Raw genomic sequence first — 15,332 nt, forward strand, 5'->3', positions numbered from 1 at the left:
CGACCGGTACGGCGGCGGCCGAGTGGGACGGCCGGCCCGGCAGGACGGCACAGGCGGCACCCGGAGCCGCCGACGATGGCACCGGGGGCGGTACGGGCAAGGGCTACGGCCAGGCCGCAGCCGGGGTCTGCACCCGCCGAGGACGCTGCGGGGCGTAGGGCCGCGGGCCGCGGTGCGGCACCGGGGCGGACGGGTGCTCCTTGAAATCGCCGACCTGTGCTCGGAGGTGGGGCAGGCCTTCGATCGCGGGCGTGCCGTCGGGTCCGATGGCGAGGCCGGCTTGGAAGGTCGCGGAGATCGGGCCGCGCTCGCCCTGACGTCGGACGAAGACGTCTGTTGAGAAGATGAAGGTCGATCTGTGTCTGCCGTGTCGATCTGCGCCTGCGCCGTTCGACCTGGGATAGAGAGGGTCGGGAAGAGGCCTTCCAAGTCAAGGAGAACGACGATGGCGAAGTACATGTTGATCCTGCGCGGTACGGACGAGTCCGTCGCGAAGATGATGGAGACGCCGTTCGACGAGATGCTCGAGACCATGGGCCGCTTCAACGAGGAGCTGATCCGGGCCGGTGTGCTGATTGCCGCCGAGGGGCTGGACGATCCGTCGCAGGGGGTGGTGGTGGACTACAGCGGGGAGACCCCGGTGGTCACCGACGGGCCCTACGGCGAGACCAAGGAGCTGTTCGGCGGGTTCTACCTGCTCGATGTCGCCTCGAAGGAGGAGGCGGTGGAGTGGGCCAGGCGGATCCCGGCCTTCCCGGGCTCGAAGTGCGAGATCCGCCGTGTGCCGGCCATCGACGAGTTCCCGCAGGACAACGAGTGGGTCGTCAAGGAGCGGGCATGGCGCGAGCGGACGGGCCAGCTCTGACGCCCGGGGCCGGGGACGGTCCGCCGGTCGCCGAAGCGGCGCGGCGGGCCGTCGAGGCCGTGTGGCGGATCGAGTCGGCGCGGATCGTGGGCGCGCTGGCCCGCTACACCGGGGACTTCGCGCTCGCCGAGGACGTCGCGCAGGAGGCGCTGGCGGAGGCGCTCGTCAGTTGGTCGCGCGACGGTGCGCCGGCCAGCCCCGTGGGCTGGCTGCTGGCGACCGCACGGCGGCGGGCCATCGACGGCTTCCGTCGCCGTGCGGCGCTGGACGAGCGGTACGCCCTGCTGGCGGGACAGTTGGCCGAGGGTGAGTTCAGCGCAGGTGCGGCGGTCGGTGGGGACCGGGTTGACGAGCTGCCGTGGGATCCCGACCGGGTCGACGACGACGTCCTCGCGCTGATGTTCACGGCCTGCCATCCGGTGCTCTCGGTCGAGGCCCGGGTTGCGCTGACGTTGCGCGTGGTGGGCGGTCTGTCCAGTGAGGAGATCGCCCGGGCGTTCCTCATCCCCGTGCCGACCGTCCAGGCCCGGATCACCCGGGCCAAGAAGACGCTCGCCGCGGCGGGCGTCCCGTTCGCACTGCCACCGGCCGAGGAGCGGCACGAGCGGCTCGGCGGGGTGCTGAGCGTGCTGTACGTGATCTTCACGGAGGGCTCGACAGCGACGACCGGTGACGACCTCCTCCGCCCCGATCTCGCCTACGAGGCCCTGCGGTTGGCCCGGATGCTGGTCGCCCTGCTGCCCGCCGAGCCGGAGGCCCACGGGCTGCTCGCGCTGTTCGAACTCACCGCGGCTCGATTTCCGGCCCGTACCGGTCCGAACGGGGAGGCGGTGCTGCTGGAGGACCAGGACCGGCGTCTGTGGGACCGTACGGCGATCCGGCGTGGTCTGGCCGCGCTCGGCCGCATCGCGACGTCCGGGCGCGGCCTGGGACCGTACGGCCTGCAGGCGGCGATCGCCGCCTGTCACGCGACGGCGCCGTCGGTTGGGGAGACCGACTGGGAACGCGTCGTACTGCTCTACGAGGCACTCGGCCGGGTGGCACCGTCACCCGTCGTCGAGCTCAACCGGGCCGTGGCCGTGGCGATGGCCGGCGAACCGGAGCAGGCGCTCGCGGTCGTCGACGACCTGGCCGCCTCCGGCCGCCTGTCGGGGTCCCACCTGCTTCCCGGCGTGCGCGGGGAACTGCTCGCCCGCCTCGGCCGCGCGGGCGAGGCCCGCGCCGAACTGGAGCTCGCCGCCCGCCTGTGCCGCAACGCCCCCGAGCGGAACGTGCTGCTGCGCAAGGCGGCCGCGTTGCAGTGACGACGCCGCAGAAGCAGCGTCGGGATTCCGGAAGGCTGAACCCCGCTTACGGCGTCCGTGGAGTTGAGGTGGGGGCCGGGTAGATGAACGCCGCCCAGGTCCGCCAGGTCTGCGGGGCGACCCGGCGGGTGATGCAGCAGGGAAGGTCGTTGCCAGAGCCGTACGGCGTCAGCATGCCGTTTATGTCGATCGGCAGCAGGGGACGCAGGCTGGCGATGGCCCTCGCGCTTCGGGTGAGGGCGACGGCGCAGTACTCATGGTGCACAACCCTGCCCGCCCGGCCCCGGACGGACCTTCTCCAGGCGGCACAGCGCAGTCGCGTGCTGCTGCGCTCCGTCCCGCCGCCCGCCCCGGTCCCAGCCCCCGGCCCCGACGCGCTCCGTCACCCGACCGGTGGGCCGCTCCGAAAGATCTCACCACCCGGGCCGGCATCCGGCGCCGTCCTGGGAATCCCGATCACGAGCGTCCAGCTGAGCCGAACAGCCCCTGGGCGAAGGGCACTTAACGGTAGAATCCGCCTGCCCGGGACGAGGGGCGGCTCCCAAAGACCGCAGTTGCCCAGAGGTGGGGACATGATCAGTTCTGGAGTCCTGCTGGCTGCCGAGGCGCAGGTAGGCAACGCCTTGATGAGCGAGTCCGCCCTGCTGCTCGCGGTCGGGGCACTGACACTGCGGCTGGCGACCTGGCCGCTGCTGCGCCGCGCCCAGGCGGTCACCCGCGGCCGGGCGCGCCCCGCGCGCGAAGAGCACCCCTCAAGTGGGTCCCGGGGCGCGTTGTACGCGGACCTCGCGCTGCGGACGGCTGCCCTGGTCGCGCTGGCGCTGCGTCCGCCAGTGCTGGATGAATCCCCGTTCTACTTCGGCGAGTTGTGGTTTCCGGTCGTGCCGGACAACCCGGTCGCACGGTCGACCGAGTTCGAGTTCCTCGTCTCCGACCTGCCTGGTCACCTTGCGTACACCCTTCCGCTCTGGATCGCCTGCCTCGCGGCGTGGTACTTCACCCAGCGGAACCTGCACACCGTTGGTCTGGCCGCCGGAGCCTGGAACGACCGGCGAACCCGCACCGACGTCTGGTGCGTCCTCGCCGTCGGCGTGTTCGCCACCTTCCTGGTGTCGATCGCGGTGGCCGAGACGCTGCTGATCTTCAACCTGGTCGCCCTGCTCTCCAGCCTCCGACCCGTCGGCGCCACCCCCTCCACCTCCGCTGACGCTACCCCTGACACCCCCGCCCCCGCGGTCGCGCCCGTGCGAGCCGCCGTACGACCCGCCCCGGCCGCCACGCCCTACGTGCCGACCCAGGTCGACCGCGCCCTCCCCACCCCCGGCATCCCGCCGTATCAGGAACTGCGCGCCCACGAGCCCCGCACCCTTGGCGCCTACCAGCTTCTCGGCCGCATCGGCGCCGGCGGAATGGGCACGGTCTACCTGGCCCGACGCCAGGGATCGGCGACCCAGGTCGCGCTGAAGACCATCAACCCGGACCTGATCGACGACCCCGAACTGCTGCGCCGCTTCGGACGTGAGACCGAGGTGCTCGCCATGGTGCCCGGCGCGTACACCGCCCGGGTACTGGACTCCGGGATCGCAGACGGCCGCCCGTACCTGGCGATGGAGCTGCTGGACGGCCGCACGCTGGAGGCACATCTGGGAGAGCAGGGCCCGTTCCGTTCCCCCGAGGCCCTGCGCTCCCTGGCTCTGGCCCTTGCCGTGGCCCTGTCGGACATCCACCGGCTCGGACTTGTGCACCGTGACCTCAAGCCCGCCAACGTCATGCTGACCACGGCCGGCCCCCGCCTGCTCGACTTCGGCATCGCCACGCTCATGGACGGCACGCGGCTCACCCGCACCGGCATGGGCATCGGCACCCTCACCTACATGGCGCCCGAACAGTTCGGTGACCACCCGGTCGGCCCGGCGGCGGACGTCTGGGCATGGGCCTGCTGCGTGATCTGTGCGGCCCACGGCGCCAGCCCGTTCGCAGCGGCGGGCACCGGCGCGGTGATCCGCCGGATCGTGGAGACCGGCCCGGACGCCGACGCCCTGGCCACTCTGCACGGGCTCGATCCGGCTCTGGCCGCCGTCGCACGCCGGGCACTGGCGATCGATGTGCCCGACCGGTTCGCCGACGGTGCCGAACTGCTGTCCGCGCTGACGCACAGCAACCCGCTGGCCGTCGAGGAGGCGATCACCAGCGGCTGGCGCACCTTCGCCCGGTGACGCACGTCCTCTCGCGGTACGCCCGGCTGCAGGGACACGCCGCCGGGGCGCCGACCGTCACACGGGAGCCACCGTAACGCTTCCGCAACTCCCCCACGGCCCTTCACGTGTCCTGACAGCGTGTCCGGAACGCACGCACAGCCAGGAAGACCCGTGAGCCAGCCGCACCTGAACAAGACACCGCAGTCCGGCCCTCAGTGGGGCACTCCCCCGCCGCCGCAGCAGTCGCCGTCGTTCATCGACTGGGTGAAGGCCCACAAGGGCATCTCTGGCATCGGCGCGGGCCTGGCCGTGATCACCGTCGGAGCCGCATTGGCAAGTGGCGCCGGCCAGCCCCCGGCTGCACCCACCGCCCCGAACACTCCGGCAGCTGCTGCTGCGCCTCCGCAGTCCGCGCCTGCTGCGGTTCCCGCCGCCACGGCCCCGGCGGCGGCCGGTGCTACGGCCGGGCAGTCCAAGCAGGCGGAGCTCCCGGACTTCGTCGGGATGGGGCTTCAGTCCGCGCAGGACAAGGCGCAGGCCGCGGGCTTCTATGTGCTTGCCAGCCACGATGCGCTCGGCCGCAGCCGCAGCCGGATCGACGACCGCAATTCGAAGGTCTGCACCCAGACCCCCACGGCCGGGCAGCAGAAGGCCGTCGCGAAGATCACCGACGACGCCGAGGAACTGCCGGCGTTCTGCGACTTCCCGGCCGGGCACTGGACCCACCTGCGGACCACCAACCCGATCGAGTCCACTTTCTCCGGGTTCGAGAACGTTGTCCTCGTCGAGCGCGAGGAGACCGCTGCCGCCTGACCACGCATCACCCGATCGGTAGCGCGGGACACGAGCGCTCGCGAGGGCGGCTCGCGACTCCCTACCATCGGTGGATGCACGTTGAGCCCTACAACATCGTCGTGCCCGATGCGGTCCTGGACGATCTGCGCGATCGGATCCTACGCACGCGTTGGCCGGATGGGGCGCCTGGAGAGCCTTGGAGCCAGGGCGTCGACCGGGACTACCTACAAAACCTGCTGGCCTACTGGGCTGACGGTTTCGACTGGCGGGCACAAGAGCGCGCACTCAACCGCTACGAGCACCGCATGGCCGAGGTCGACGGCGTACGCATTCACTTCGTGCATCAACGCGGAGCCGACGGCGGGATCCCGCTGGTCCTGACGCACGGCTGGCCCAGCACGTTCGTGGAGATGCTCGGCCTGGTCGACCGCCTCGGCGACCGGTTCGACCTGGTGGCGCCGTCACTGCCCGGCTACGCCTTCTCGCAGCGCCCGCCCCGCGTGGGCGTTGACCGGGAGTTCGTCGCCGGCCTGTGGCATCGGCTCATGCAAGGGCTCGGGTACGAGCGGTACGGCGCCTGCGGCGGCGACTTCGGCGCCGGGGTCTCCACCCATATGGCGCTGTCCCAGCCCGACCGGATGATCGGCATCCACTTGAGTACGGCAGAGATGTCGCCGTACACCGGACCGGGTGCGCCGCCACTGTCGCCCGAGGAGCTGGCGTACGTCGACCACATTGCTCGTTGGGACGAGACTGAACGCGGGTACGGCGCAGTACAGTCCACCCGGCCGCAAACGCTGGGATACGGGCTGAACGACTCTCCCGCAGGCCTCGCCGCCTGGGTGCTGGACAAGTGGCGCTCGTGGTCGGACAGTGGCGGCGACCTCGACGCCACGTTCGGCCGTGATGCGCTCCTCACCATGTTGACCATCTGGTGGGCTTCGAACTCCATCACCTCGTCGATGCGCGACTACTACGACAACCGCTGGCACGGCACGGCACTCGGGCCCGATGACCTGGTACGGGTACCGACCGCGATGGCGGTGTTCGCCAACGAGCTCGTGCCCGAGGGAGAGCCACCGCGCTCCTGGTACGAGCGGCTCTACCAGGTGCAGCGCTGGACGGTCTTCCCACGCGGGGGCCACTTCGCGGCGGCCGAAGTGCCGGACATGCTCGCTGGCGACATCGCGGATTTCTTCACCGAGCCACGGTAGGCATCCCCTAGCCGCCGCGGCGGAGTTCCAGCGCCAGGCGAACGTCCGAGCGATGTCCGAACCCATCGAGCACTTCATCTGTCTGTGCTTCGACGAGGAATGATCGACTGGCGCAGGCCCGTGAAGCAGCCGGAGACCACACCGGCGCCGAGGCCTTGGCCCGGCAGGCCGACTTCGACGACAACACCCTGGCACTGGCGTACGTCGCCGAGCACCACCGGAGCAGAGGGGACATGTCGGGAGCCCTCGCCCTGTACAACGAGGCCGCCGGCGGCGACACCGACTCCTTCGTCTGGATGGCCGAGCTGCTGGACTCCATCGGCGGCGCGGACGGCGGCTTGGCCGTTGCCCGCCAAGCCGCCCACGCCGGCGACACGATGGCCCTCCAGGCCCTGGCCGACATACGCCAGAGCTCCGGCGACCCGGAGACTACCGAAAACCTCTACCGGGAAGCGGCGGAGTGGGGAGACACCTCTGCCTTGATCGCCCTGGCCCGCCTCCGAGCAGAAGCAGGAGACAGCCGCAAAGCCGAGGCCTCCTCCACCGAGCCCCGGCCCGGCCACGTCGGCCCGAAGCGCTCCCTCCCTCGAGGGCAGCAGCGCGGCAAGCGCCCGGCCGAACAGGTTGGCGACCGGCCCGGCCGCCGGATCCACTGGCCTGCCTCCCGCAGCCGCCACCAGGTGGGCGAGGGCGACACCGGCCGGGATGTCCCTGTACTCGCTCAGGTCACGCCCCGGCCCACCGCCCTCCAGCGCCTCCGCCCACCCGAGCACCGGGCGCTCCGCCGGTCCGGGCAGCCGCACCAGCGCCTGCGGGAGCAGCCGGACCACCTGCCAGGCCCCGCAGTCGTCGATCCGGTAGCCCACCTCGCGGCCGCACCCGGCACAGCTGAGGTTGGGTCCGTCCCTGCCGTCGATGCCCATGCAGTAGCCGTCGAGCCGCCCGGAGATCAGCGCGGTGCCACGAGTGTCGCCGGGGGCGAGCAGGATGGTGTCAGACGGCCCGTAGGAGAGCGAGTAGCGCGGCACGAAGTACCCGCGCTCCACCGCTTCCTGTTCGCCGACGTCCTCCCACAGCCGCCAAGGTGGCCCGTACGGCTCCGGGTCGACGGCGTATGTGCCCGGCGCCAGGAGCGGCGGGTGCAGCCTCTCCCAGTGGGTACCGCCCAGGTGGATCGGCAGTGCCACCTCGGACACCGCCGCCGTCAGTACCGTGCCGCAACCCTCGCACCCGAACACCGCCAACCCGCACCCTCCCGCCGTCGAAGGGCCCGATTCTCACCGGCCCTCGCCCCGGGTGCCAACGGATTTTTCAGCCCACACTGAACGTTCCGGCCGGTGGCGGCGGTGAGCATCTCGCCCTCGGCCTGGTCGGCGGCCCAGCACATCAACTCCGCCATCCTCGCGCTGAGGTCGCGGTACCCGTACTTGCAGGCCACCGCGTCGGCCGCTCGCACGGCGAGTGCGAGTAGCTGCGAGGCCCGGCGCATCTCGTCCCCGGCGGCTTGGTTGACCGCGCGGAACAGTTCTTCAGGGAGCGCCGGGCTGAGCTCGGTGAGCCGTGCGTACCGGCTGTTCACTCGGTCGTTCGTTGCGGCCCGGACCACTGTGGACAGCTCGTGCAGGAACCGGACCGGGTCGTCCTCTGGCAGACCGTATCGGCAATCGCGTCTCGCAGGGTGGGGGTTGCCGCGTTCACCCTGCTGTCCGCCCGCCCGGGGCTGTCCAGCAGGGCCTCGGGGATTACCCGGAGAGCCCGTGCGGGCGCGGTCAGGGTGTCGTCGCTGAATAAGCGCCGGCCGCGCTCAATCGCGCGGATCATGCGGACGGAGGTGCCGGGTAGTTCGTTGATCTGGTTGCGCGTCAGCTTCCGTGCAAAGCATGTGGTTTCGACCCGAAGGCCGAGGGTTGAGGCGGCGTGCCCGGGCAAATTGGCGCGGTGCTCGCGCTGTCACATCCGAGTGCGCGAATCGCCCGCCCCGTACGCGCGGGTAGGTGATTCGTCAGTTGGCCGCAGTGATTTGGTCGACCAGATCCTCGAGGGAAGTGGCTCGGTAGTTCGCGACGGCCGCCTCCGGGCTGCCGGCCGTGAGGTAGCCGATCGGGCCGCGGCGGAGGTGCGCCGTCCGCAGGCCGGCCGTGGCCGCGGGCACAACGTCGTTCGCGGGGTGGTCGCCGACGTAGAGGATCCGGTGCGGCTCACCCGGTGCCCACTCGGCGACCCGGGCAAAGAAGGCGGGGTTCGGCTTGGTTACGCCCCATTCGGCTGAGGTGGCGATACCGTCCGCGGGAAGGTTCAGCGCGCGTAGGCACTCGCCGGCGCGCAGGTTCTGATTGCCGGCGATACCCACCCACAGGCCCTGATCGCACAGCCTCTGAAAGGCAGGGCGGACGTCGGGGTACAGGTCGGTCTCATCGAGATACTCGTCGGCATCGGCCGCTCGCCGGGCACGCCATTCCGCGCCGACGTCGCAGCCAGGCTTGAGGATCCTGATCGCGTCAGCATTGTCACGGCCCTCGGCGACAACCGCGCCGACCAGAGCGGACACGGTGTGCGCGGGGACGCCGAGCCACCGGGCCCAGTCAGACCAGTACCGGGTGTCGCTGATCAGGGTCTCGCCGATGTCGCACACCACCGCCTTGATCATGCGGGCAGCGTAACCAGGCGCCGCACCAACGACCAGCCCGTGCCGAAGCCCTGCCCCGCCCCGCTCCGAGCAGCCGATCGAACGTCACCATCCGTTGCCGGGCCGGTTGCACCGGCCCGGCAACACGGCCGGGGCGCGCGACGTCATCGATCAGCCCGGCAGATGTCCGCCTCGTGGAGTTCGACGGCCCCATGACGAGACCCGTGAACGACGGACAACAAGGGCCCACCAGGCGGGGCCGGGTGAAAGAGCCGGTGCTCGGACGAGCGGCCGGCTGTGGCAGGGACGGCTCGGACAGGCCGGGAAAACCGGGTACGGTCGTGGGGGCCGCTGCTTCCCGTGGCGCACGTGGGAGCACCGGATCCTGCCCTGGAAGTCCGGCAGCGCCGTAGGACTACCAGATCGCCTCGACCCATTCCGGGTGGTCAATGAACGGGTTGCGGTTCTTCTGGTAGACGTCGTAGATGAGCTGGTTGCGGCGCTCCTCGAAGGCGCTCGGCGGGTCCTGCTCGTTCCACTGCTTCAACACGGACAGGCGGCCGTGGAACGGGACGCTTCCGTTGATGGAGTCGTTGGCCTCCAGGTCGGCCCAGCCGTCACCGCCTTCGTAGCGGACGGCCATGTAGAGGATCATGCGGGCGACGTCGCCCTTGTCCGCGTCGCGCGGCTCGAAGGAGTCGGAGTCCGTGTAGCTGCCCGGTGCGCCGGTGACCGGGCTGCCGCCCTTGTCGAAGTCCTTGTTGCCTCGGGTGCTGTTGACCTGGACGTCCGCGGCGCGCAGGTGGTGCAGGTCGGTGCCGGGGCCGGCCGCGGTGCCGAAGTTTCCGTGCGACTGGGCCCACACGTGTTCGCGGTTCCAGTTGCCCACATTGCCGCCGTTGAGGCTTTTGCTGCGTGAGGTGCCGCTGTACAGCAGGATGACGTTGCTGCTGTTGTTCGGGTCCTGGTCGGTGGCTTTCAGCGCGTTCCAGACCGCGTCGTAGGAGATCTTGCTCTGGCTGCTGATGATCGCGTGCAGGGTGGCCTTGAGCTCGGTGCCGCTCTTGCCGAGCGCGGCTTGGTAGTACGTGCTGTCGTATGCGGTGGTCGTGGCGCTCGCGGGGGCCGCGGTGACCGCCGGAAGAGCGAGGCTGACGAGGACAGCGACCACAGCGGCGACTGACGTCCTCCGTCTACCTATCTGCGCAACAGACACGGGGATGCCCTTTCCCGAGGAGAACACGCGCAGGGAGCAGACTGACGCCGTTCAACGACACCATGATCTACGCGTGTTGACATTAAGACACCGGGGAGCATGGCACGAGGAAAGGGCAAACCGTGTAACCGGGAGAAGGCCTTTGCGTGACGTTCTCGGATACGGCGCATCCCGACACCGACAACAGGGTCTTCCGGCCGCGGCATCCAGGTCACGGCCCGCAGCCCCTCGGCCTCGGCAGGGTCGGACACCGCCCCGCATCGCTCCTCAGAAACGCCAAGTGACAACCCATCGAGACCGGCGAAAGCCCGGCCAATCCCGCCCCGGCGCGCATGCGCTCGCGGCCGCCCTGGCCGGCCACGGCCACGACGGGCGGCCTCAGATCGGCGGCCTCACCCAGGTGTGCACCGACGTTCTGGTCGAGCGGCGCCGGGTGTGCGGCGTGATCTGCTACGGCCTGCAAACCCGAGACGGCAGCGGCGTCGTCCTGTGGGCGCACGGCCGCGAAGACCTCGCTGTCGTCTCGGTCCTGCTCGCCTGGGCGCGTGCCCGTCTCGGACCCGACCGGCCCTGGTACGCCTTCCCCGGCACCCCCGCCACCGCGACCGTCGAGGCCCGTGCCGCGGCCACGGCACGGGCCGCCACCTCCTCGCCCAGTGCCTGGCCCACGCCGCCCACGCCAGCGCCACCGAAATGACCACCACCACCGACACCGTCGGCCCCGACCCCCACGACCCCGCCCACCGGCTCCTGATCTCCGCCGACAGGCCTGTCGGCGTCGACGGCCTGCCGGTAGACAGTTTCGAGGCCTTCCCGGTCCCCTGCCTCTCCCGGATCCGCACTTTGCCGGCCCCTCCCCCGGCCTCCTCGGTACCGCGCTGCCAGCGCACCATCGACGGCTCCCCGTACGATGGCCGGCCACGTGCGGGGTGTCCGGTCAGCGGCGGCCGGCGGCGACGAGTTCGGCCAGGCGGTCGCCGATAACGGAGACGCTGGGGCGTGGCTCACGCTCGTAAAAGTCCGCCTTGCATCCCCGCAGCCATGCTTCGCCGTGCTCGGCCCAGGTGAACCCGGGCTTGCGCAGTACTTTGCCGATCACGGCGTCGACCGTGTCCGGGTGGGCAGCCGCCATGCGCTGGAACGGCAGCGGGGTGATGGAGGAGTCCCGCATGTAACTGCGCAGCAGGGATGCGTGGCGTCGGCTGGTGGCGAGGGCGGGGTCGGTGAACAGGGCGTCCAGCAGGCCGAAGTCGCGGTAGAAGTTCATGCCCTCGACCTGGTCGTAGACGATGCCGACGGTGTCCGCGTCGGCGATCTCTTCGGGCAGGGTGAAGGACAGTTGCCGGGGGAAGGATTCGGCAGGGTCGTTCCTGTCTGTCTGGGCTCGGGTGGTCTCCCAGCGGTGGCGGGTGAAGGCGTTGACGCTGTCTTGGGCTTCGGCGGGGGGCAGTACGAGCTGGTCGGTGCCGAAGTAGGCGATGAACGCCTCGCGTTCTCGGCGCATCTGGTCCCAGCCCTGGGTGATCTTGTCTGGGTTGCGGAAGACCAGGGCCGGGTGTTCCGCGGCCGCCCGGAGCGCGATTTCGGCGATTTCGGGGCCGTCGGACTTGCGGAAGAAGGCCAGGTTCCCGGAGATCAGCCAGTTGCCCGGGCAGGGCGTGACGGGCACGATCCGGCCGACGACGAACCCGCCCTTGGCCAGGCCGCGCAGGGCCGCGCGGCCGGCGTTGGAGTAGGTGCGGTACTCCAGATCGTCGAGCAGGTTCAGCAGTACCAGCGCATCGCCGTCCTTGGCCCGGATCTCGAACACGCCCTCGACCACGTCCTGCCAGCCCAGCAGCATCTCCCGCTCCGCCTCGGACAGGTCCCGGCGAGTGGCCACGTACCGTTGAAGCGGGGTGCGACCGTCTCGCAGACGGTGCTGCAGCGCGAAGTGGTCGACGACGCCGATGAACTCTGTCTCGTCCAGTACGAGATCATCGCCCGCCGCCTCCAGTAGGGCCGCGGTCAACTGCCGTTCGAAACGCGGCCCTTGCACATAGTCAACGAGTCCACATTTCAGATCGGCGCTGCGCTCGAGGAGATCGCTGAGCGATGGACGCGGTTGCCGGCCTGTCGGCGGACTGACTGAGTGGTCCACGAGAGGGTCCTATTCTGTGCGTGCCGTGCGCCACGATACCGGCGCGGTATGCACCGATGTGCCCGTACCCAGAAGTGCACCAGCCGCGGGAGCGAGCGGGCCACCGGCGATGTGCGGTAGCACGTCGGCTCGCCACCGCCCTGGCAGGAGGCACCGACCCAGAATCACCGGGCAACGCCAACGAGCTCGGCTGCCCAGGAATTACCGGCGACGCGGAAAGCGGCTGCACGGCGTCACACTCGCGCCGGCGGCCGTGCACCGCATCCTGGTGAGGCGAGGACTCAACCGGCTCCGGGACCTGGATCCACCGACCGGCGAGCAGCTGCGCGAGGCCATCCGCTACGAGCACGACCGGGTCGGCGACCTGGTCCACGTCGACATCAAGAAGCTCGGACGCATCCCGACCGGCGGCGGCCGGCGGATGCACGGCGTCGGCACCGAGTCCGCCCGCGCCTCCGAACGCACCGGTCCCGGCACCGGCAAGGTCGGATACACGTACCTGCATTCGGCGCTCGACGACCACTCCCGGCTCGCCTGCACCGAGGCCCTGGACGATGAGAAGGCCGTCACCGCGGTCGCCTTCTGGCACCGGGCCGTTTCCTTCTTCACCGCCCACGGCATCACACCGATCCGCCGCTGCCTCACCGACAACGGCGCGTGCTACCGGTCTACGACCTGGGCTGACGCGCTCGCCGCGACCGGCACGAAGCACAAGCCGACCAGGCCGTACACGCCGCGAACGAACGGGAAGGTGGAGAGGTATAACGGGGACGCTCACCCGCGAGCGGCCGCACGCAGCGCTCGGCGGCCGACCGCCCATCAGCCGGACCGCCGGGAGCGATTACCGGATCGTCTTCGACCAGCCGCCCGAACCACTCGCGGACATCCCGCAGCAGCTCACCTTCGAGGGCTTCGCGTGACCATGGTCCCGAGACACCGCGCCTAAATGGCACGCTCCTGAACGGAATCCCGGGATTCCGGGTGAACTGGATCATCGGCCGGGGCGGCGGCACGCAGCGCCGCCTCGACCCTGCGGTTGCTGGTCATGGTCGCGGTGACGGTGGTCATGGTGAGGAGGAGGCCGGCGGCGGCGTAGAGCGGGGTGCGTACGTCGTAGGTGGTGGCCAGCCAGCCGCCGAGAAAGGCGCCGAACGGGGCAGCACACATGGCGAGCATGCGGGAGGTGGAGGCGACCCGGCCCATCAGGTGGGCGGGGACGATCGCCTGCCGGAGGGAGGGGCCGAGCACCATCGTGGCGCCCATACCCGCTCCGCAGACGGCGAGCGCAAGGCCGGCGACGTACGGGTTCGGGGCGGCGGCAAGGCCCAGAATGGCGAGTCCCTCGACTGCGGCCGTGCAGGTCAGCGCGGCGCCGGTGCCGAGTCGTCGGCCGAGGAAGGAGGCGATGCCCGCGCCGAGCAGACCGCCGGTGGCCTCCGCCGTGAGGAGCAGACCGAAGCCGAAGGTGCCGATTCCGAGACGATCGTGCGCGAAGAGGGCGAGTACGGTCTCCACGGCGAGGAAGGCGATGTTCCCCACCGCCGGACGCAGCGCGAGCCCGAGCAGCAACTGATCCCGGAATACGTACGAGGCGCCGGCCCGCGCCTGCCGCAGCAGCGACTCACGGGCCTGCGGTACGGGCCGGGGCGCGGCGGGCAGCGACCGTACGAGCAGTGCGGAGAGCGCGAACGAGACCGCGTCGGCGAGCAGCGGGACCGCCCGCCCGAGCGCGAGCAGGGCACTGCCCGCGGGCGGCCCGGCGAAGCCGGACGCGGCGGTCTGGGTACCGCGCAGACGGGCGTTGGCGCGCTCCAGGAGCGCAGGGTCGCGGCCGAGCAGATCCGGCAGGTAGGCCGTGGCGGCCGTGTCGAAGAAGAGTCCGCCGAGGCCGAGCAGGAAGGCGACGGCCGCGAGCAGTGGAATGCTCAGCACGTCGAGCGCGGCCGCTGCCGCCGGTATCGCGAGCAGCACCGCACGCGCCGCGTCCGTGACCCACATCGTGGGCCGGCGGTCCCAGCGGTCCACCAGCGCACCGCCGAGCACCCCGAAGAGCAGCCACGGCAGCGTTCCGGCGGCCGTGACGACGGCGAGCGCCATCGGATCCCGCGTCAACGTCAACGCGAGCAGCGGCAGCGCGGCATGCGACACCCCGTCACCGAGCGAGGACACCGTCTGTGCGGTCCACAGCCGTCCGAACCCGGCCGGCAGCTTCCGAACGTCTGAAGTCACTTGGCATCCCCTTCGGCCTGCTCGCGTGATGCCGGATGGAACAGTGCGAAGACGAGTGACGCATCCGGCAGCGACGGATCGGACAGCTCCCGGTACTCGTCCGCCAGTGCCTCAAGCCGCGCCCCCAGCTCCGCGAACTGCTCCTCGGTGAGCCGCAGATGCGCCATCCGCACATGCCGCTCGGCATCCACCGGCGCCGCCTCCAGGTCCGCCACCGCATGCCGCATCAGCACATCCGGCCCTCCCTCGCCCGGATCCGGCAGCACGATCGCCCGCGCGGCCATTGCGTAGTACCGCTCGGTCACCCCCCGGACCTTCCGCGTTCGCACCACCTTCACCAGGCCGGCCCGCTCCAGCAGCCGTACGTGGTAGCTGGAGCTCCCCTTCGCAAGACCCACTCGCTCGGCGATCTGCGTAATCGTCGCGGGCTCGAAGCGGAGCACGGCCATGATCCGGTGACGCGTGAGATTGGAAACGGCGCGTAGCTGCTCGTCAGTGGTGACGTGGAACGTCTCGGGAAGATCATCGGTAGGCATGCCCCCAATGGTCAACACTTCTTGACCATTGGTCAAGGGAATTTTGTTCGGCTTCCGGAATCGGCTGTCCAGCACGTGAGGCCCTTCGCTCCTGCACTCTCCTTCTCGACCCCGCTCAACCCGCACCCGGGCGCCTGCACTCCGCCTGTCGTGGAAGCTCGGCCGCACCGCCCGAGTCCTTGAGTCGTCAAGAAACCTTCGCTTCCGAA

At 70.6% G+C, this 15,332-nt stretch carries 13 protein-coding genes; 7 read left to right on the plus strand and 6 right to left on the minus strand.

Translation table 11 applies throughout. The annotated features are described in order from the left end of the window. The first annotated feature begins 445 nt into the window (after nucleotides 1-445). From ACQ614_RS01000 to ACQ614_RS01020, 5 genes are all read left to right on the plus strand, one after another. Nucleotides 446-865 (plus strand): YciI family protein, encoded by a 420-nt coding sequence (locus tag ACQ614_RS01000; protein ID WP_431676149.1) that lies wholly within the window; start codon nucleotides 446-448, stop codon nucleotides 863-865. After that, complete coding sequence (locus tag ACQ614_RS01005; RefSeq protein ID WP_431676151.1) at nucleotides 838-2,169, plus strand: RNA polymerase sigma factor; 1,332 nt, start codon at nucleotides 838-840, stop codon at nucleotides 2,167-2,169. The genes ACQ614_RS01000 and ACQ614_RS01005 overlap by 28 nt, the downstream gene beginning before the upstream one ends. Before the next feature lie 572 nt (nucleotides 2,170-2,741). Further along, nucleotides 2,742-4,385 carry a protein kinase domain-containing protein gene (locus ACQ614_RS01010; RefSeq protein ID WP_431676153.1) on the plus strand — a complete coding sequence of 548 codons (1,644 nt, stop codon included), beginning with the start codon at nucleotides 2,742-2,744 and terminating at the stop codon, nucleotides 4,383-4,385. Between the two features lie 153 nt (nucleotides 4,386-4,538). After that, nucleotides 4,539-5,180: a hypothetical protein gene (locus ACQ614_RS01015; protein WP_431684127.1), complete on the plus strand. Its 642-nt coding sequence runs from the start codon at nucleotides 4,539-4,541 to the stop codon at nucleotides 5,178-5,180. A gap of 74 nt (nucleotides 5,181-5,254) precedes the next feature. Next, nucleotides 5,255-6,376: an epoxide hydrolase family protein gene (locus ACQ614_RS01020; RefSeq protein WP_431676154.1), complete on the plus strand. Its 1,122-nt coding sequence runs from the start codon at nucleotides 5,255-5,257 to the stop codon at nucleotides 6,374-6,376. Between the two features lie 74 nt (nucleotides 6,377-6,450). Here ACQ614_RS01020 and ACQ614_RS01025 read toward each other — a convergent pair whose 3' ends face one another. The 3 genes from ACQ614_RS01025 to ACQ614_RS01035 all read right to left on the minus strand — a co-directional run bounded on the left by ACQ614_RS01025 (nucleotide 6,451) and on the right by ACQ614_RS01035 (nucleotide 10,173). Beyond that, on the minus strand, nucleotides 6,451-7,563 hold the full coding sequence (locus tag ACQ614_RS01025; protein ID WP_431676156.1) for a hypothetical protein: 1,113 nt from the start codon (nucleotides 7,561-7,563) through the stop codon (nucleotides 6,451-6,453). A gap of 815 nt (nucleotides 7,564-8,378) precedes the next feature. Beyond that, complete coding sequence (locus ACQ614_RS01030) at nucleotides 8,379-9,023, minus strand: HAD family hydrolase (protein ID WP_431676157.1); 645 nt, start codon at nucleotides 9,021-9,023, stop codon at nucleotides 8,379-8,381. Between the two features lie 394 nt (nucleotides 9,024-9,417). Beyond that, nucleotides 9,418-10,173, minus strand: a complete 756-nt coding sequence (locus tag ACQ614_RS01035) for an endonuclease I family protein (protein WP_431676159.1) — start codon at nucleotides 10,171-10,173, stop codon at nucleotides 9,418-9,420. A gap of 325 nt (nucleotides 10,174-10,498) precedes the next feature. Here ACQ614_RS01035 and ACQ614_RS01040 point away from each other — a divergent pair, with 325 nt between their 5' ends. Further along, nucleotides 10,499-10,915: a hypothetical protein gene (locus ACQ614_RS01040; RefSeq protein WP_431676161.1), complete on the plus strand. Its 417-nt coding sequence runs from the start codon at nucleotides 10,499-10,501 to the stop codon at nucleotides 10,913-10,915. A 240-nt stretch (nucleotides 10,916-11,155) separates the two neighbouring features. Here the strand turns inward: ACQ614_RS01040 and ACQ614_RS01045 are convergent, their stop codons facing one another. Continuing rightward, a complete protein-coding gene (locus ACQ614_RS01045; protein WP_431676162.1) occupies nucleotides 11,156-12,358 on the minus strand; it encodes a hypothetical protein in 1,203 nt (400 codons plus the stop codon). 268 nt (nucleotides 12,359-12,626) lie between these two features. Here ACQ614_RS01045 and ACQ614_RS01050 point away from each other — a divergent pair, with 268 nt between their 5' ends. Next, nucleotides 12,627-13,304: a DDE-type integrase/transposase/recombinase gene (locus ACQ614_RS01050; protein WP_431676163.1), complete on the plus strand. Its 678-nt coding sequence runs from the start codon at nucleotides 12,627-12,629 to the stop codon at nucleotides 13,302-13,304. On the opposite strand, the gene ACQ614_RS01055 is transcribed toward ACQ614_RS01050, so the two are convergent. Both ACQ614_RS01055 and ACQ614_RS01060 read right to left on the minus strand, forming a co-directional pair. Then, the gene (locus ACQ614_RS01055) at nucleotides 13,301-14,587 is read right to left on the minus strand and encodes an MFS transporter (protein WP_431676165.1); all 1,287 of its coding nucleotides are present in this window, start codon (nucleotides 14,585-14,587) and stop codon (nucleotides 13,301-13,303) included. The two genes, ACQ614_RS01050 and ACQ614_RS01055, sit on opposite strands and share 4 nt — an antisense overlap. Then, nucleotides 14,584-15,123 carry an ArsR/SmtB family transcription factor gene (locus ACQ614_RS01060; protein WP_431676167.1) on the minus strand — a complete coding sequence of 180 codons (540 nt, stop codon included), beginning with the start codon at nucleotides 15,121-15,123 and terminating at the stop codon, nucleotides 14,584-14,586. The genes ACQ614_RS01055 and ACQ614_RS01060 overlap by 4 nt, the downstream gene beginning before the upstream one ends. Between the last annotated feature and the right edge of the window lie 209 nt (nucleotides 15,124-15,332).

Source organism: Kitasatospora dryopteridis, assembly GCF_050749075.1.
Classification (GTDB): domain Bacteria; phylum Actinomycetota; class Actinomycetes; order Streptomycetales; family Streptomycetaceae; genus Kitasatospora.